General features: G+C 72.4%; 17 protein-coding genes. 11 read left to right on the top strand and 6 right to left on the bottom strand.

The features are described from left to right. Positions 1-9: 9 nt before the first annotated feature. The 3 genes from ABWI04_RS16140 to ABWI04_RS16130 all read right to left on the bottom strand — a co-directional run bounded on the left by ABWI04_RS16140 (position 10) and on the right by ABWI04_RS16130 (position 1,593). Complete coding sequence (locus ABWI04_RS16140; RefSeq protein WP_345176475.1) at positions 10-222, bottom strand: DUF397 domain-containing protein; 213 nt, start codon at positions 220-222, stop codon at positions 10-12. Positions 223-471: 249 nt separating this feature from the next. Continuing rightward, positions 472-693, bottom strand: coding sequence for a DUF397 domain-containing protein (locus ABWI04_RS16135; RefSeq protein ID WP_345176477.1), 222 nt, complete (start codon positions 691-693; stop codon positions 472-474). Between the two features lie 39 nt (positions 694-732). Further along, the gene (locus tag ABWI04_RS16130) at positions 733-1,593 is read right to left on the bottom strand and encodes a helix-turn-helix domain-containing protein (RefSeq protein WP_345176482.1); all 861 of its coding nucleotides are present in this window, start codon (positions 1,591-1,593) and stop codon (positions 733-735) included. A gap of 225 nt (positions 1,594-1,818) precedes the next feature. Between ABWI04_RS16130 and ABWI04_RS16125 the strand changes: the two genes are divergently transcribed. The 8 genes from ABWI04_RS16125 (at position 1,819) to tsaD (ending at position 9,669) form a co-directional block, all read left to right on the top strand. Continuing rightward, positions 1,819-3,300: an NAD(P)H-hydrate dehydratase gene (locus tag ABWI04_RS16125; protein WP_345176484.1), complete on the top strand. Its 1,482-nt coding sequence runs from the start codon at positions 1,819-1,821 to the stop codon at positions 3,298-3,300. Between the two features lie 162 nt (positions 3,301-3,462). Then, on the top strand, positions 3,463-4,587 hold the full coding sequence (gene alr, locus ABWI04_RS16120) for an alanine racemase (RefSeq protein WP_345176487.1): 1,125 nt from the start codon (positions 3,463-3,465) through the stop codon (positions 4,585-4,587). Positions 4,588-4,598: 11 nt separating this feature from the next. Further along, positions 4,599-5,678, top strand: coding sequence for an alpha/beta fold hydrolase (locus ABWI04_RS16115; RefSeq protein ID WP_345176491.1), 1,080 nt, complete (start codon positions 4,599-4,601; stop codon positions 5,676-5,678). A gap of 35 nt (positions 5,679-5,713) precedes the next feature. Then, positions 5,714-6,145 (top strand): tRNA (adenosine(37)-N6)-threonylcarbamoyltransferase complex ATPase subunit type 1 TsaE, encoded by a 432-nt coding sequence (gene tsaE, locus ABWI04_RS16110; protein WP_345176827.1) that lies wholly within the window; start codon positions 5,714-5,716, stop codon positions 6,143-6,145. Between the two features lie 126 nt (positions 6,146-6,271). Then, positions 6,272-7,294 carry a hypothetical protein gene (locus ABWI04_RS16105; protein ID WP_345176494.1) on the top strand — a complete coding sequence of 341 codons (1,023 nt, stop codon included), beginning with the start codon at positions 6,272-6,274 and terminating at the stop codon, positions 7,292-7,294. A 98-nt stretch (positions 7,295-7,392) separates the two neighbouring features. Then, positions 7,393-8,073: a tRNA (adenosine(37)-N6)-threonylcarbamoyltransferase complex dimerization subunit type 1 TsaB gene (tsaB, locus tag ABWI04_RS16100; RefSeq protein WP_345176498.1), complete on the top strand. Its 681-nt coding sequence runs from the start codon at positions 7,393-7,395 to the stop codon at positions 8,071-8,073. After that, positions 8,070-8,561, top strand: a complete 492-nt coding sequence (rimI, locus tag ABWI04_RS16095) for a ribosomal protein S18-alanine N-acetyltransferase (RefSeq protein ID WP_345176501.1) — start codon at positions 8,070-8,072, stop codon at positions 8,559-8,561. The genes tsaB and rimI overlap by 4 nt, the downstream gene beginning before the upstream one ends. Before the next feature lie 70 nt (positions 8,562-8,631). Continuing rightward, entirely contained in the window at positions 8,632-9,669 is a 1,038-nt protein-coding gene (gene tsaD, locus ABWI04_RS16090; RefSeq protein WP_345176506.1) for a tRNA (adenosine(37)-N6)-threonylcarbamoyltransferase complex transferase subunit TsaD, read from the top strand. A 59-nt stretch (positions 9,670-9,728) separates the two neighbouring features. Here tsaD and ABWI04_RS16085 read toward each other — a convergent pair whose 3' ends face one another. From ABWI04_RS16085 to ABWI04_RS16075, 3 genes are all read right to left on the bottom strand, one after another. Next, positions 9,729-10,667, bottom strand: a complete 939-nt coding sequence (locus ABWI04_RS16085) for an aminoglycoside phosphotransferase family protein (RefSeq protein ID WP_449716938.1) — start codon at positions 10,665-10,667, stop codon at positions 9,729-9,731. 186 nt (positions 10,668-10,853) lie between these two features. After that, entirely contained in the window at positions 10,854-12,503 is a 1,650-nt protein-coding gene (locus ABWI04_RS16080) for a coiled-coil domain-containing protein (protein WP_353832907.1), read from the bottom strand. Positions 12,504-13,166: 663 nt separating this feature from the next. After that, positions 13,167-14,402, bottom strand: coding sequence for a DUF8688 domain-containing protein (locus tag ABWI04_RS16075; RefSeq protein ID WP_353832906.1), 1,236 nt, complete (start codon positions 14,400-14,402; stop codon positions 13,167-13,169). 280 nt (positions 14,403-14,682) lie between these two features. On the opposite strand from ABWI04_RS16075, the gene groES reads away from it, so the two are divergent. From groES to shbA, 3 genes are all read left to right on the top strand, one after another. Further along, positions 14,683-14,991 carry a co-chaperone GroES gene (groES, locus tag ABWI04_RS16070; RefSeq protein ID WP_089324409.1) on the top strand — a complete coding sequence of 103 codons (309 nt, stop codon included), beginning with the start codon at positions 14,683-14,685 and terminating at the stop codon, positions 14,989-14,991. A gap of 84 nt (positions 14,992-15,075) precedes the next feature. After that, positions 15,076-16,704, top strand: coding sequence for a chaperonin GroEL (groL, locus tag ABWI04_RS16065; RefSeq protein WP_345176518.1), 1,629 nt, complete (start codon positions 15,076-15,078; stop codon positions 16,702-16,704). 286 nt (positions 16,705-16,990) lie between these two features. Next, a partial coding sequence (shbA, locus tag ABWI04_RS16060) for an RNA polymerase sigma factor ShbA (protein ID WP_353832921.1) occupies positions 16,991-17,647 on the top strand: 657 nt, incomplete at its 3' end.

Raw genomic sequence — 17,647 nt, 5'->3', positions numbered from 1 at the left:
TTGCAGTGACTATTTCAGCGGGTGGTCGAAACGGCCGCCTTTGGCCTCCTCCGTGAACCTGCGCCATTCGTCGGGCCGGAACGACAGGATCGTCGCGGCGTCCTCGGTGTCGCGTACGGATATGGCGTCCTCTCCACGCCGTGCGACCTCGACGCAGCCGTTGCTGGCGCCGCATCGAGCGCTCTTTCTCCATCGGGCGGGCGGTGTCCCCTGGAAACTCATTCCGGCTCCCTGCATTGAAAGTTGCATTGCCCGCGGCCGCGCTGCCGGTGCTCAAGCACACGGTAACAAGATCGCAAAAAACGCCTGATCACGTCCGGGTGGCGCGGTACCCGTGTGACAGGCGTGCCGAGGTAGTTCCAGAGTTGCGGGTGGGAGGGCGACGAGCCGGGTCAGCGGTGGACCCGGCCCCTGCGTCGTGGCCCCGCGCCGCCCTGTGCGGACGGGGCCGGACGGCGCGTCGGCGCCGGGTCAGCAGCCCAGGTCGAAATCACCCTTCTTCGCTCGTTTGAGAAATTCCCGCCATTCTGCCTGAGAGAACGACAGGACCGGACTCTGCGTGCCGTGCTTCGCGTCTCGCGCCCCGATAAAACGGGAAGAATCGGCCAATGTGGCGATCTCGACGCAGGTGTTGCTCGCCCCGCAGTGGGCGCTTTTCCTCCATTGTGGTACAGGAGTGGCGAAAGGGGACACTCGGTGCCTTTCACAAAAATTGAGCCCCTCGGCGGACCGTCACCACGCCTCTTTGACCTCGGCGATGCGCCGCCGCGATTCCGCGGCGTCCAGCGCCTGCCGGGACAGGCTCGAATAGGCGAGCCGGTACATATAGGTGACGGCTTCATCCCCGAAGTGGCTGATCGTCAGTGATTCGGTATGCACGATATCAGGAAAGGTGATGTCGTGCACCGAAGAGAATTCTAGAAGGATAAACGATTCAGCCAACACCGAGTGTGCTATGTCCAAGGGCAAGATCTGCACGTTGACGTTCGGCCGCTCGGTCATCTGGTACAGATGTTCGAGTTGCTCGCGCATGACCTTGTGATCGCCGATGCGGCGCCGCAGAACCGCCTCGTCGATAATCGCCGACAGTTCCAGCGGAGTGGGCGCGTCCAGCAGTTCGCGCCGCCGCATTCGCACCTCCAGCCGGCGTTCGAGTTCCTGCGGGGGCAGGGTGGCCAGGTCGCTCCAGCCGCCGATCACATTTCGGGCGTAGCTCTCCGACTGCAGCAGCCCGGGAATGACCGTGCTGCCCCATTCCCTGGCCGCCGTGGCCTCGGACTCCAGCGCGATGAAGTCGGCGAGCGGGCTCGGCAGGTCGCGGTAGTCCTCCCACCAGCCCCGCTGGGCGGCGTCGTGCGCCAGGGCGATCAGGTCGTCGTGCCGCGGGCCGTCGATCTCGTACAGATCGAGCAGCCGCCGCACATCGCCGATCTTCGCGCCGGTCCGCGCGTTCTCGATCCGGCTGACCTTGGCTGTGGACCAGGCGAGCCGTTCGGCGACCTCGTCTCCGGTCAGACCCATGCGCTCGCGCAGTCTCCGGAGCTCGGCGGCCAGCCGCCGCTGCCGGACGGAGGGACCTCGGGAAGTGCTCATTGCTCGGGCCTCTCCAGTCCCGGCGGACTGATCTGGGCGCATTCTGCCGCACCGGGGGGTCGCGGCGCGAATACATCGGACCGGTGGAGCAAGATTCTACGGCTGAAGATTCTTTTACGCACATGACACCGAAACTTGCGGTGCAAGTTGTGATCACCCTTGCCGGAGGTTGCGGACGGTCCCCACGTGGCACTCTAAGTGTGTGATCGACTTGGGGAGCCGCGGATGAGGTACGCGCACGAGGTCGGCAAGGTCCGGGCGGCCGAGCAGGCCCTCATGGCCCGGCTCCCGGACGGCGCCCTGATGCAGCGGGCCGCCGCCGGGCTGGCCTCGGTCTGCGCGCGCCTCCTGCCCGCCGTGTACGGGGCCCGCGTCGTCCTGCTGGTCGGCGGCGGCGACAACGGCGGCGACGCCCTGTACGCCGGGGCCCGCCTCGCCCGGCGCGGCGCCCGCGTCTGGGCCGTCCAGGCGGGGTCCGGCGTTCACCCCGGCGGGCTGGCGGACCTGCGCGCCGCGGGCGGCCGCCTGCTGGACTCCGGCGCTGAGGCCGCGATCGCCGGCGCCGACCTGATCATCGACGGCCTGACCGGCATCGGCGGCTCCGGCGGCCTCCGCGAGCCCCACGCCCGCTACGCCGCGCTCGCCTCCGAATCCGCCGGGCTCGTCGTCGCCTGCGACGTCCCGAGCGGCGTGGACGCGAGCACCGGCCGCGTCGAGGGCGCCGCCGTCCACGCCGACGTCACCGTCACCTTCGGCACGCACAAGCCGGGCCTGCTCATCGACCCGGGCGCGGCCCACTGCGGCGTGGTCGAGCTGGTCGACATCGGGCTCGGCCCCGACCTGCCGGACCCCGACGTCGTCGCGGCCCGCCCCGCCGACGTCGCCCCGCCCGAGCCGCGCCCCGAGTCCGACAAGTACCGCCGCGGCGTCGTCGGCATCCTCGCCGGCGGCGACCAGTTCACCGGCGCGGCCGTCCTCAGCACGGGCGGCGCCGTCCGCGGCGGCGCCGGAATGGTCCGCTTCGCCTCGGTGGAGCGCCCGGTCGGGCTCGTCCGGAGCCGCTGGCCCGAAGCGGTCACCACGGTCATCGAGCCGGGCCGCCACGACGCGGGCGTCCTTGAGCGCATCGGACGGGTCCAGGCCTGGGTCGCCGGCCCCGGCCTCGGCACCGGCGACGCCGCCGAGTCGCTGCTGGAGGCCGTCCTCACCACCGACCTGCCCGTGCTGGTGGACGCCGACGGCCTCACCGTCCTGGCCCGCCGCCGCGACCTGCTGCGCCGCGCCGCCCCGACCGTCCTCACCCCGCACGCGGGCGAGCTGTCGCGCCTCATCGCCGCCGCCCGCGAGGACATCGAGGCCGCCCGGCTCGACCACGTCCGCCGCGCCGCCGCCGAGCTCTCCGCGACCGTCCTGCTCAAGGGCTCCACGACCCTGGTCGCCGAGCAGGACCGCCCCGTCCGCGTGAACCCGACGGGCACCCCCCGCCTCGCCGCCGCCGGCACGGGCGACGTCCTGTCGGGCCTGATCGGCGCCCTGCTCGCCGGCGGCATGCCCGCCCTCGACGCGGCCGCCGCCGGCGCCTACCTCCACGGCCTCGCCGCCCGCCTGGCCTCGTCCCCCACCCCCGGCGCCGAGGCCCCCATCAGCGCCCAGGACGTGGTCGACGCCCTCCCCGCCGCCTTCAGGGTCGTCTCCGCCCAGGGGTAGCGATCCCCCGCCCCGCGCGGGGCGGGGGTCGAACCCACAGTCGGGCATTCGCGTCATACAGGGCAGAAGGGGTGCCGGGGGCGGGCTCGTGCGGGGCCGTTCCGGCCGTGACCTGGGGGATGAGGCGCGGGCATGGGGGTGGGGACGGCAGACTGGGTGACCATGAGGGTTCCTGCGGAGGCACGGGTCGATCTCGGCGCCATCGGCCACAACATCGGGGTGCTGCGCGAGCGCGCGGGGGGCGCCGAGGTGATGGCCATGGTGAAGGCCGAGGCGTACGGGCACGGGCTGGTGGAGGCCGCCCGCGCGGCGCTCGCCGGCGGCGCGTCCTGGCTGGGCGTCGCGAAGCTGGCGGAGGCGCTGCGCCTGCGGGACGCGGGGGTCACCGCCCGCACGCTGGTCTGCCTGGGCGTTCCCGGCGAGCCCTACGAGGAGGCCGTCGCGCGGGGCGTGGACCTGACCGTGGGGGCGGTCTGGCTGCTGGACGAGGTCGTCCGGGCGGCGGAGCTGTCCGGGCGCGAGGCGCGGATCCACCTCAAGGCCGACACGGGCATGTCGCGCGGGGGCGCGCGGGGCGACGGGTGGGAGGCGCTGGTCGACGCGGCGCTCAAGGCCGAGGCCACCGGGCACGTGCGGGTGGCCGGGGTCATGTCGCACTTCGCCTGCGCGGACGAACCCGGACATCCCTCGATCGCGGCGCAGGTCGGCGCGTTCACCGAGATGGTCGCGCACGCCGAGAAGGCGGGGGCGCGGTTCGAGGTGCGGCACATCGCGAACTCGGCGGCGGCGCTGACGCTGCCGGAGGCGCGCTTCGACCTCGTCCGGCCCGGCATCGCGACGTACGGGCTGACGCCGGTGCCGGCGCTCGGCGGGTTCGGGCTGCGGCCCGCGATGACGCTCGTGGCGGACGCGGCGCTGGTCAAGCGGGTTCCGGCGGGCAGCGGAGTGTCGTACGGTCACACCTACCACACCGAGCGGGAGACCACGCTGGCCGTGGTGCCCGTGGGGTACGGGGACGGGATCCCGCGGCACGGGTCCAACGTGCTGCAGGTCCTCGCGGGCGGGCGCCGCAGGACGATCGCCGGGCGGGTCTGCATGGACCAGTTCGTCGTCGACCTCGGCGACGACCCGCTCGCGGCGGGAGACGAGATCGTCCTGTTCGGCCCGGGGGACCGGGGCGAGCCGACCGCGCAGGAGTGGGCGGAGGCGCTGGGGACGATCTCGTATGAGATCGTCACCCGCATCGGAGCCCGGGTGCCGAGGGCGTACCCGGGTGGGGGGCTGTAGGGGGCGCGGTCATGGACAGCAGGAACAGGCGCAGGATCGGCCTCGCCGGTGTCGTCGCGGGCGTGGGCGCCGCGGGGGTGGGGGCGGCGGTCGGGCTGCGGCACCTCGCCGTCGGCCGGGTGCGGCTGCGCCCCGACCCCGACGCGGCCGAGCCCTTCGGGGAGCTGCGCGGGCGGGAGCTGACCGTCCGGGCGGACGACGGCGTCCCGCTGCACGTGGAGGTGGACGGCCCCGACGACGCCGACCTCACCGTCGTGTTCAGCCACGGCTACACCCTCAACCAGGACTCGTGGCACTACCAGCGCCGCGATCTGCGGGGCTCGCTGCGGCTGGTGTTCTGGGACCAGCGCAGCCACGGCCGTTCGGGACGCGGCAGGCCCGGGGACGCGACGATCGAGCAGACCGGCGACGACCTGCGCGCGGTGCTGGACGCGGCCGTCCCGCCGGGCGGTCCGATCGTCCTCGTGGGGCACTCCATGGGCGGTATGTCGATCATGGCGCTGGCGGACCGGCACCCCGAGCTGTTCGGGTCGCGGGTCGTGGGCGTGGCGCTGGTGAACACCTCCTGCGGCGACCTCGGGGAGATGACGCTGGGCCTGCCGCTGGTGCTCGCCAAGGCCGTCCGGCCGCTCGCCCCCGGGACGCTGCGCGGCCTCGGCCGCCGCGCCGACCTCGTCGACAGGGCCCGCGGGCTCGGCGCCGACCTGGCGTTCGTCGTCACGCGGAAGATGGCGTTCGCCGACAAGTACGTCAGCCCGTCGGTGGTGGGCTTCCTGGAGCAGATGATCAGGGAGACGCCGATCGACGTGATCGCGGAGTACTACCCGGCGCTGATGGCGCACGACAAGATCGGGTGCCTGGACGTGCTCCGCGGCGTGCCCACACTGGTGCTGGCGGGCGGCCGCGACCGGCTGACCCCCGCGGAGCACGCCCGCCGGATCGCCGAGGCGCTGCCGGACGCGGAACTGGTAGAGGTGGAGGAGGCCGGGCACGTGCTGCCGCTGGAGTACCCCGGCGTGGTGACCGGTGGGCTGCGCCGGCTGGTCGAACGGGTCCGTCCCGCCTACGAGGAAGAGGAGCGCACCGCGTGAAAGCCGTGACCGTCACCGTCCCCGCCGCCGAGGACATGCGCGAGCTCGGGCTGCGCCTGGCCGGGCTGCTGCGGGCGGGCGACCTGCTCGTGATGACGGGCCACCTCGGCGCGGGCAAGACGACCCTCACCCAGGGAATCGGCGAGGGGCTGAAGGTGCGGGGCCCGATCACCTCGCCCACGTTCGTCATCGCGCGGGTGCATCCGTCGCTGGCGGGCGGCCCGTCGCTGGTGCACGTGGACGCCTACCGGCTGGGCGGTTTCGCGGAACTGGACGATCTCGATCTCGACGCGTCGGTCGAGGATTCGGTGACGATCGTGGAATGGGGAGAAGGGCTCGCCGAGGGCCTCGCCGACGACCGGCTGGAAGTGATCATTTCTCGCGGAGAAGGCCCCGGCGAGGGGCGCGAGGTAAGGATCGTCGGGGTCGGTGATCGCTGGTCGGACCTGCGACTCGGCCCCGGATGATCTGGATCTGGCAACTTCTACGGTTTTTGCCTGGCCGGTTGGTCCATTTTACGGCTTGATGTCGTACTCTTTGCCGGAACGAACCTCACCTTCGCGACATATCGATTCCGAACGGGAGTGGGGCCGGTGAGTGGTAGCCATCGCAGCGGGAATTACCGCGACAGCTACCGCGCTTCGGGCGGTGGCCGGGGATCAGGCGGCGGTTACCGGCCGGACGGCGGTGGAGACGGCACGGGCGACGACCGCTACGAGCGGTACTCCTCCGGACGGCCGGGCAGCGGCCCGTACCAGCGGGAGACCGGCCCGTACGAGACGGGTAGCGGCGGCTACCGCACGGACGGCGGCGGATACCGCAACGAAAGCGGCGGATACCGCACCGAAAGCGGCGGATACCGGGCGGGCGGCGGGACCCGTCGCGGCGGGAGCGGCGGATACCGCACCGGCAGCCACCGGGCGCGCGAGCGCCGGAACGGGCGGCGCTGGGCCGTCGTCCTCGGCGGCGTCGTCGCCGGTGTCGCCGTGTGCGGGTTCGCGGCGTTCGCCGTCCTGGCGGGCGTCGGCGCGAGCGGCGACAAGAGCGCCGGCCAGGTCGTCGGCAGCGGCGCCACCGACAACTCCCCGACGGCCAAGGGCGAGCGCACCGCCGTCCCCGACTCCTGCACGATCGTCGGCGACGACCTGATCAAGCGGCTGGCGCCCGAGTCCGAGCGCACCGAGGCCGACAACTACCAGGGCGGCGACCAGCAGAACCAGTGCGTCTGGGGCGCCTACGCGGGCGAGCGGAGGCGGCAGCTCACCATCGAGCTGCGCGCGATCGCGGCGGGGGGCGCGGCGTCGCCCACGGAGTCCGCCCGCAGGACGTTCGCGGCCGAGCGGACCGCCGACGAGTCCGGCAAGGCGCTGCTGGCCGGGCAGAAGCTCACCGACAAGATCCGGCTCACCGGCGTCGGCGACGAGGGCTACATCGTCTACAGCGTGGACGACAACCAGGGCTCCGGCGAGGCCGTCGGCAACGTCCGGGTCGCCAACGTCCTGGTCACCGTCCACTACTCGGGCTCGGACAAGGGAGACCCCCTGTCGTCGGACGCCGCCACCGGCGGCGCCACCGACGTCACCAAGGCCGTCGTCACCGCGCTGAGCCGGGCCTGAGCCGGCGGGCGATCCGCTCGAACCCGCGCCGATCCGTCCGAACCCGGCTGCGAAAGAGCCGGACGACCCCGTGCCGGCGGCCGGTAGGCTTACAACCCGTGCTGGTCTTGGCTTTCGATACCGCGACCGCCGCGATCACCGTGGCGCTGTACGAGTGGACCCCGGGCGAGGGCGCGGTGCCGCGCGGTCTCGCGGAGGCCGTCGACCGGCGGCGCCACACCGAGCTGCTCACCCCGTCCATCGCGGAGGTGATGGCGGAGGCGGGCGCGGCGCCGGGCGACCTCAGCGCGATCGCCGTCGGCGTCGGGCCGGGGCCCTACACGGGCCTGCGGGTCGGGCTGGTCACCGCCCGCGCGATGGGCGAGGCGCTCAGCGTCCCCGTGCACGGCGTCTGCACGCTCGACATCATGGCCTGGGCCACCAAGCGGGACGGGCCGTTCGCCGTGGCGACCGACGCCCGCCGCAAGGAGGTCTACTGGGCGCGGTACGAGTCGGCGCGGTTCCGTGCCACCGAGCCCGCCGTGGGCCCGGCGGCGGACGTCCTGGAGGGCGCGCCCGAGGGGCTGCCCGTCGTGGGCGAGGGCGCGGCGCTGTACCCGGAGGTCCTCGGCGACTCCGGGCACGAGCCGCTGCTGCCCACCGCGAGCGCCCTCGCCGAGCTCGTCGTCGCGCGGCTGTCGGGCCTGAAGGGCCCCGAGCTGCTGCCGCCGGAGCCCCTCTACCTGCGCCGGCCGGACGCGAAGGAGCCGGGCCCCCGCAAGAAGGTGACGCCGGCGTGAGCGACGTCGTCCTGCGGACCATGACCGAGGCGGACCTTCCGGCCGTCCACCGGCTGGACCGCGTGCTGTTCCCGGAGGACACCTGGAGCGAGGAGATGCTCGCCGGCGAGCTCGCCGACCAGCCCCGTACCCGGCACTACGTCGTCGCGGAGACGCCCGACGGCGAGATCGTCGGCTATGCGGGCCTCGCCGCGGCGGGCGGGCAGGCCGACGTGCAGACCATCGGGGTCCGCGCGGACCGCCGCAAGGGCGGCATCGGCGCGGTGCTGCTCACCGCCCTGCTGGAGGAGGCCGTCCGGCGCGGCAGCGAGTCGGTGTTCCTGGAGGTCCGGGCCGACAACGACGCCGCCCACCGCCTGTACGAGCGGTTCGGCTTCGAGCGGGTCGGCATCCGCAAGCGCTACTACCAGCCCTCGGACGTGGACGCGATCGTCATGTGCCGCAAGCTCCGCGACCGGCCGCCCATGGGCTTCACCAGGGCCGAATGAACCGCGGCGGCGGAAGGCGCCCGGGAAGCGGGCGGGAAGACAGGGCGAACGGCGAGACAGGGAGACTCACGTGATTCGGGACGAGCCACTGGTGCTCGGCATCGAGACCTCCTGCGACGAGACCGGGGTCGGGATCGTGCGCGGGCACACGCTGCTGGCGGACGCGATCGCCTCCAGCGTGGACCAGCACGCCCGGTTCGGCGGCGTCGTGCCGGAGGTCGCGTCGCGGGCGCACCTGGAGGCGATGGGGCCGACCGTCGAGCGCGCCCTCGCGGACGCCGGGGTGGCGTTCGCCGACGTGGACGCGTTCGCGGTCACCGCGGGCCCGGGGCTGCCGGGCGCGCTGATGGTCGGCGTCGCCGCCGCCAAGGCGTACGCGCTGTCGCTCGGCAAGCCGCTCTACGGCGTCAACCACCTGGCCGCGCACGTGTGCGTCGACCAGCTCGAACACGGCCCGCTGCCGAAGCCGTGCGTGGCGATGCTGGTCTCGGGCGGCCACTCCTCCCTGCTGCTGGTCCCGGACGTGGCGAGCGACGTCCGGCCCCTCGGCAGCACCGTGGACGACGCGGCGGGCGAGGCGTTCGACAAGGTCGCCCGGGTCCTCGACCTCGGGTTCCCCGGCGGGCCCGTCATCGACCGCATGGCCCGCGAGGGCGACCCGGCCGCGATCGCGTTCCCGCGCGGCAAGTACAACGACGGCACCTACGACTTCTCGTTCTCCGGCCTGAAGACGGCCGTGGCGCGCTGGGTCGAGGCGAAGGAGCGGGCGGGCGAGCCCGTGCCGGTCGCCGACGTCGCGGCGTCCTTCCAGGAGGCCGTCGTCGACGTCCTGACGCAGAAGGCGCTGAAGGTCTGCAAGGACAACGGCGTCGACCACCTGCTGATCGGCGGCGGCGTCGCGGCCAACTCGCGGCTGCGCGCCCTCGCCGCGGAGCGCTGCGCGGCCGCCGGGGTGCACCTGCGGGTCCCGCGCCCGAAGCTGTGCACCGACAACGGCGCCATGGTCGCCGCCCTGGGGTCGGAGCTGGTCGCCTCCGGCGTCGGCCCGTCGCAGCTGGAACTGCCCGCCGACTCCAGCCTCCCGATCGAGGCCGTCACCCTGCTCTGAACGCCCGCGGCGCCGCCCCCGCGAGGCGGCGCCTCAGGACGACTTTCTCAGCACAGCTCTCAGCACTGGGCGAGGAGCCGGTCGAGGTAGTCCTCGTAGAGGGGGACCTGCGGCTCGTCGATCATGCGGACGCCGTCCTCGGGGAGCAGGTCGAGGAGGCCGCGGACGTCCCAGTAGGGGTCGTGCGCGTGGCCGCCGGAGACCTGGTCGAAGGAGCACAGGAAGCGGTCGGCGACGGACGCGCCGTAACGCAGGGCCAGGCCGCGGCGCATGCAGGCGAGGTCGACCGAGACGGGGCCGGACGAGGCGTCCGACCAGTCGACGATGCCGGTGAGCCTGCCGTACGACCACAGGGTGTTGTCGGCGTGGTAGTCGCGGTGGATGAACCGGTCGGGCGCCTCCGGGGCGGGCCGGGCGGCGACCTCGAAGGCGCGCTCCCACAGGTCGGGGCGGAGCGCGTGCTTGGGCGGGAGCCGCACGTCGAGGCGGTTGTGCGGGACGTAGGGCGGCATCGTGGACGCGCCGTTCAGCTCGTGCACCGACAGCAGCGCGGCGGCGAGCTGGATCAGGTACTCGGGAAGGTCGTCGTGGGACGGGCGCGGCGGATGGCCCCGGAGCCGGGTGAGGAGCAGGGCCGGGACGTCGCAGTAGGCGCCCGACGGGTCGGCGGCCACGAGGGACGGTGCGGCGATCTTCCCGCTGGCGAGCAGCGCGAGCGCCGCGATCTCGCGCTCGGGGGAGAACTCGGCGTCGCCGTAGCAGTGGCGGGGAGCCGTCTCGCGGGAGGTCCAGCGGCGCAGGACGAGGTGGTGCGCCTCGCCGGAGCGGCTCTCGACGAGGAGGGCGTGGTTGGCGTGGGCGGAGCCGCCGGCGAGGGGCCGCACCATGCGGACCTCGGCGCCCTTGCCGAGGCACTCCTCCACCCATCGCAGGGTGGTGTGCCCGGGCGGGACGCCGGTCGGCAGGCAGGGAGCCGGTAGGTGGGTCACCTGATCCATGAAAACGGATTCCGAAGGGTATTGGGAGTGATTTTGCGAAGACGGAAAGTAACAAAACGCACGTCATCGGGGTGACATGAACGAAGCATCTTCGGTCGTCCCGGCGGTTCGCGGGACGAATGCCGCGAATACCGGGAGGTATCAGGATGCCGGGTGGGGCCCGCGCCGGCCCCACCCGGACGCTTGTCAGTCCTTGGTCTCGCGGCGGGGACGCAGCAGCGCCTCGGCGAGCGCGAGCATGGTCTCCTCCAGGGTGGACAGCCGCTTCAGCACGTCCTCGTGCACCGCGTTGACCTGCTTGGACACATCGTCGTGGACGCCGTCCACCTTCCGGCCGACCTCGTCCTCGACATGGGAGAAGCGCTTGGCGAAATCCGCCTGCGCCGCGTCGGCGCGCCGCGCGGCCTCGTCCTGCATGCTCTCCACCCGCCTCGCGAATTCGGCCTGGACGCCGCCGACCTGCCGCGCGACGTCCTCCTGCATGGTCCCGACCTGCTTGGCGACGTCGTCGTGGATGCTGCCGACCTGGCGCGTGACGTCCTGGTGGATGTCGCCGATCCGCTTGCCGAAGTCGTGGTGGACGCCGCTGACCTGCCGCGCGACGTCCTCCTGCATGGTCCCGACCTGCTTGGCGACGTCGGCGTGCACGGACTCGACGCGGCGGGAGACGATGTCGACCTGGGTGGTGAACTCCTCCAGCGCGCTGTCGACCCGCTTGGCGACCTCCTCGTGGATGTTCTCGATGCGCTTGCGGACGTCGTCGTGCACGTCCTCGAACCTGCGGGAGAACTCGTCCATGCGCTTGGCGACGTCGCTGTAGGCGGTCTCGGCGATCTGCGACATGGTGGCCTTGACCTCGTCGCGGTCGGGCCGGGCGCGCAGCTCCTCGATCAGCGGGTCGACGGCCTCGGCGAGGTGCTTCTCCAGCGCGTCGAACCGGTCGCCGTACTCGGCCGCCGGGCGCCGCGCGATCTCGGCCAGCAGCCGGTGCACCTCGGCGATCTCCAGCGTGGCGGGCAGCCGGTTGATCCGCTCGCCGAGCCCGTCGAGCCGCCCGTCGACGCTCTCGAACCGGCCGTCCAGCCCGCCCAGCTTGCCCGAGACCCCTTCGAGGCGCCCGTCGACGCCGTCCAGCCGCCCGTCGAGCCCGTCGAGGCGGCCGCCGACGCCCTCGACCCGGCCGTTGACCGCTTCAAGACCCTGCTCCATGCGCTCGGCCATCTCGCCGAGCGCCTGGTCGACCCGTGAGGTGACCCCGTTGACGGAGTGTTCGAGCCGCTCGGACCGGTGGCCGAGCTCCGCGAGCGACTTGTCGAGCCGGTTGAAGCGGACGGACGCGGCCTCCATGCTGCCCTGGAGCTTGTCCAGCCGCTTGGTCATCTCGTCCATGCGCTGCGACGCCTGCTGCGTGGCGTCGGTGATCTGCTGCGCGGAGTCGAGGACGGCCTGGATGCGGGTCAGGCCCTCGTCGACGTTCTCGGCCACCACGCCGACGTCGGCCCACAGCGCGGGCAGCTCGGCGACGGGCTTGACCCGCTCGCCGAACGCCTCGATGTGCTCGGCCAGGCCCTCGGCCCATTCAGGGGGCTTGCCGGACAGGTCGTCGACCTGCCCGCGGACGCTCTCGATCTGTCCGGTCAGCCCGCTGAGCTCGCGCTCCCGGACCTCGCGGAGAAGCCACTCCATGCCTTCCAGGCGCTGGCGGATCTCGTCGAGGACCTGACCCTGTGAACGCTGTTCGTAGACGTGGTCCTGCGCCGCACGGGCGAGCAACTCCCGCATCCGATCCGAGACCGGTTGACCCCCCGTCTGCAGGAAGTTGTGATTCGTTTCCACCCGATGCTCCTTCGTGTGCCGGCGCGACGAAATGACGCACGGCAAATGAATCTCTGGAGTGGCCACTGTAGTGCGTGTAGAGCGCGGCCAAAACGGGTAGCAGAGAAGATTGCGAGTTCTGCGGAATGCGCCTGTTATCCGACTAGACGGGATAGCGAGATATAGCCGAATGCATGGTTACTTTCCCGCTTCAGGCATATTGCCCGTGTTGGGGGGATAGGTGGGGTGGGCGGTGGCGGGCGGCGCGGGACGGGTCCGGCGTTCCGGGTGCCGTTCTGTCCGTACATCTCGTCCAACATCGGCAGTTCCCGAACCCCGGGGACGGCCACGCCCGCCCGACGCGCAGGCGTCGGGAGTGATGCCGAGGGGCGGGTTCCGGGCCTTTTCGGGAGGGCTTTAGGGGGACGGGCGTCCCGGCCGGTGAACCTGCCTTGGTGTTTTTCGCGCCGGTTGATCTCGGCGCGCCGATTCCCGCGCCGCGCCGTGCCCTTGCCAGGTGGCCGCAATCCCTGGTGCGCGCAATGCCGGAAAGCATCGATGATTTGCACCGCCATGGCGCGTCGCCTGGTCCCCCTTGGTGCTGCGCCGCCCAGTGGGAGATCTTTGGGCAGGGTTGCCGGGCGGAGCCCGCCCCGGGCGGGTCAGCCCCCGGCGACCGGCCGGTCAGGCCCCCGCGACGGGGTGCGTCAGCAGGGCGACGGGATCGTGCCCCACGCGCGTCACCACGAGGGTCAGCCCCTTGGCGCCGCGGCCCGCGCGGCGCCCGCCGAAGCCGAGGTCGCGGCGGAGCCGGTCGACGTCGACGGCGGAACCGCGCTTCTTGACGGTCAGCACGCCGATCTCGCGGCGGCGCAGCTCGGCGCGCAGCCGCTTCACGGAGAACGCCATCACGTCCTCCACCTCGTAGGCGGAGGCGAAGGGCGTCGGGCGCAGCTCGTCGGAGGTGACGTACGCGATGTGCGGGTCCGCCAAGCCGCCCCCGACCAGTTCCGCGACTTCGCCGACCAAGTGGGCCCGGATCACGGCGCCATCAGGCTCGTACAGGTAACGGCCCCACGCGCGTACGTCCGGGTCGTCCAGACCTTGGGGAGTCAGGGTCCACACCTGGGGCTCTGTTCCCGAGAGATGGGTGTCGGACGCGAGGAGAGTGGCCCGCCGACCCACCGGCCCGGCCAGCCCGCCCAGCCAGAGGGCTGCTTCCTTGACCTCGCCTCCTACCGAGATCCACTCGGCCTCTGCGTCGTCCGGTACGGCCTCATGCGGGATGCCGGGCGCGACCTTCACGCAGGCCGCGGGCACCTGGCCGGCCATGGCCAGGACGACGTCGAGCGGCGGCTCATACGAACGGGGATCGAAGACACGGCCCCGCGCCGTGCGCCGCCCAGGATCGGCGAAGACCGCGTCGAACCCGGACGGATCCTCCTCGGTGGCGTCCCCGACCCGGACGGAGGCGAGACCGTCCAGCCCGAAGACGGCCAGGTTGGCGCGGGCCACCTCGGCGGTCAGCGGGTCCAGTTCCACGCCGTCCCCGGCCAGGCCCGCGCGCGCTCGGGCGATGAGGTCGGCGCCTATCCCGCATCCGAGCTCCAGCACGCGCGCGCCGGGCGGCCGGTCCGCGAACCTTCCGGCACGGTAGGCCGCCACGCTCGCGCGCGTCGACTGCTCAAGCCCCGCCTGCGTGAAGTACATGCGGTCGGCGTCCGCCCCGAACTTGGCCCGTGCCCTTTTGCGCAACCGGACCTGCGTCAGCGCGGCGGCCACGAGCGCGGGATCGTGCCGCTCCCGCAGGCGGGACGCCGTGGCGAGCAGGCCGTCCTCGCTCACGTCCGCCTCGGCCGTCTCCCTCAGGAGCGCCTGGCCGGAGGGGGTGCTCAGGGCCCGGAACGACGCGATGTCCATAGGGTGGAAGTTAGCGGCCGAGCCGGACGGCGGAGACCGGACGGCGGCCGCGGGTGAACCTCTGGAGACGGTCGCCGGGCGGGCCCGTGTCCGTGTTGACGGGGTACCGGGCACGGAATAGTCTCACGACTGGCACTCTCAAGGGTAGAGTGCCAAATACAGCGACGAAGGTCGGTCTGGCACCCGCGACGGCAGGCCGGTCCAGGGTCGCCTCTTCTGTCACATGTGCTGGTCGGTCATCCGTGGCCGGCCGAGGACCAATCGAAGGGGAGGTCAGATCGTGACGACCGCCACCAAGGTTGTTCTCAAGCCGCTTGAGGACCGCATCGTCGTCCAGCCGCTTGAGGCCGAGACCACCACCGCGTCGGGCCTGGTGATTCCGGACACCGCCAAGGAGAAGCCCCAGGAGGGCACCGTCCTTGCCGTTGGCCCGGGTCGCGTCGACGACAAGGGCGAGCGCGTCCCCGTCGACGTCAAGGTCGGCGAGGTCGTGCTCTACAGCAAGTACGGCGGCACCGAGGTCAAGTACAACGGCGAGGAATACCTCGTCCTCTCGGCCCGCGACGTGCTCGCGGTCATCGAGAAGTAATCACCGAGACGTGATGCACCCGCCCCGGTCGGCGCCGCCTTCGGGCGCCCGCCGGGGCGGATCGCGTGAAAGAGGAGTATCCGCATGGCGAAGATCCTGGAGTTCGAGGAGGACGCTCGCCGGGCTCTTGAGCGCGGCGTCAACGCTCTCGCGGACGCCGTCAAGGTGACGATCGGCCCGCGCGGCCGCAACGTCGTCATCGACAAGAAGTTCGGCGCGCCGACGATCACCAACGACGGCGTCACCATCGCCCGCGAGGTGGAGCTGGAGGACCCCTACGAGAACCTCGGGGCCCAGCTCGCCAAGGAAGTGGCGACCAAGACCAACGACATCGCGGGCGACGGCACCACCACGGCGACCGTCCTCGCGCAGGCGCTGGTCCGCGAGGGGACCCGCAACGTGGCGGCCGGCGCCTCGCCGCTCGCCCTCAAGCGGGGCATCGACGCGGCCGCCCAGTACGTCTCCGACCAGCTGCTGAAGTCGGCCCGCGAGGTCGAGGAGAAGGGCGAGATCGCGCACGTCGCGACCATCTCCGCGCAGGACCCGCAGATCGGCGAGCTGATCGCCGAGGCGTTCGAGAAGGTCGGCAAGGACGGCGTCATCACCGTCGAGGAGGCCCACACGATGGGCCTCGAACTGGAGTTCACCGAGGGCCTCCAGTTCGACAAGGGCTACCTGTCGCCGCACATGGTCACCGACCACGAGCGCATGGAGGCCGTCCTGGAGGACGCCTACGTGCTGATCGTGGACGGCAAGATCTCCAACGTGCAGGAGTTCCTGCCGCTGGCCGAGAAGGTCGCCCAGACCAAGAAGCCGCTGCTCGTGGTGGCCGAGGACGTCGAGGGCGAGGCGCTGGCGCTGCTCGTCGCCAACAAGATCCGCGGCACCTTCCTGTCCGTCGCGGTCAAGGCGCCCGGCTTCGGCGACCGCCGCAAGGCGATGCTCGGCGACATGGCCACCCTGACCGGCGGCCAGGTCGTCAGCGAGGCGATCGGCCTCAAGCTCGACTCGATCGGGCTGGAGGACCTCGGCCGCGCCCGCCGGATCACCGTCACCAAGGACGCCACCACCATCGTCGACGGCGAGGGCTCGGCGGACGAGGTCACCGCCCGGATCAACCAGATCAAGGTGGAGATCGAGAACAGCGACTCCGACTGGGACCGCGAGAAGCTGCAGGAGCGCCTGGCCAAGCTGGCCGGCGGCGTCTGCGTGCTGCGCGTCGGCGCCGCCACCGAGGTGGAGCTGAAGGAGAAGAAGCACCGCCTGGAGGACGCCATCTCGGCGACCCGCGCGGCGATCGAGGAGGGCATCGTCTCCGGCGGCGGCAGCGCCCTGGTGCACGTCGCCAAGGAGGGCTTCGGCGCCCTCGGCCTGTCCGGCGACGAGGCGACCGGCGCCGAGGCGGTCCGCCGCGCGCTGCCCGAGCCGCTGCGCTGGATCTCCGAGAACGCCGGCCAGGAGGGCTACGTCGTCGTCTCCAAGGTGGAGGCGCTGCAGGCCGGGCACGGCTACAACGCCGCCACCGGCGAGTACGGCGACCTGATCGCCCAGGGCGTCATCGACCCGGTGAAGGTCACCCGCTCGGCGGTCACCAACGCCGCCTCCATCGCGGGCATGCTCCTCACCACCGAGGCGCTCGTGGTCGACAAGCCGGAGGAGGCCGACGAGGCCGCCGGCGGCGGCCACGGCCACGGCCACGGTCACGGCCACTGAGATCGGCCGACCGGCGGGCTCGTCCCGTCCGGGGAGCGTAGGCGAGGCCCCCGTCCGTCCGGGCGGGGGCCTCGCCGCGTCCCGGCCGGGTGGCCGTCCCGCCGCCGGAGAAAGCGCGTCTTCGCCCGCAGAAGTCCGCCACGCCCGGCAGCGCGATGACCACGACGCGTAATAACTCCAGGTTCGCTCCCGCACTGTGACCATTCCGTTGTAGACGACAGTGGAGACACGCCCGGGGGTGCTGGGCATCATGCTTGACGTGACCGAGGGAAGCTTCGCCGGAACCATGGCCGCGCGTGCTGCCGACCCCTCGAACGGGCCCGCCCCTCCCGCCCCCCGTTCGGCGCGGGCGCTGCGCGCCGCCGACGCGGGCGACGGCGACCTCAGGGAGCTGACCCATCTCGCCGTGCAGGGCGACCCGGGCGCCATCGAGGTCCTCATCGCCGAGGTGCGGCCCATGATCGTCCGGTACTGCCGGGCCCGGCTCGGCCGGGTCTCCGGGCAGTACCACATCGCCGACGACGTGGCGCAGGAGGTCTGCATCGCCGTCCTGTCGGCCCTGCCTCGCTACCGGGACATGGGCCGGCCGTTCGCGTCCTTCGTCTTCGGCATCGCCGCGCACAAGATCGCGGACGCGCTGCGCAGCGCGGTCCGCGCCGCCGTCCCCACCGAGGACCTGCCGGACGGTCCGGACGACCGCCCGGGCCCCGAGGAGACGGTGGTCCGCTACATCGAGGCGCAGCGCGCCCGCGACCTGCTCACCCGGTTGCCCGAGCACCAGCGCGAGCTCGTGCTGCTGCGGGTCGTCGCGGGCCTGTCGGCGGAGGAGACCGGTAATGTGCTGGGCACCATCTGGTTCTTCGGGTTCGTCGCCCCGATGACCTCTACGGTGCCGGGCCCGCGGCGGAAGATCGATTACCTGGGAGGTCATGCCCGCGCGGCC

This window comes from Actinomadura sp. NPDC000929 (genome assembly GCF_040492065.1).
Taxonomy (GTDB): domain Bacteria; phylum Actinomycetota; class Actinomycetes; order Streptosporangiales; family Streptosporangiaceae; genus Spirillospora; species Spirillospora verrucosospora.
The sequence above is the reverse complement of the archived record's forward strand: the minus strand, read 5'-3'. Positions and strand labels throughout refer to the sequence as shown.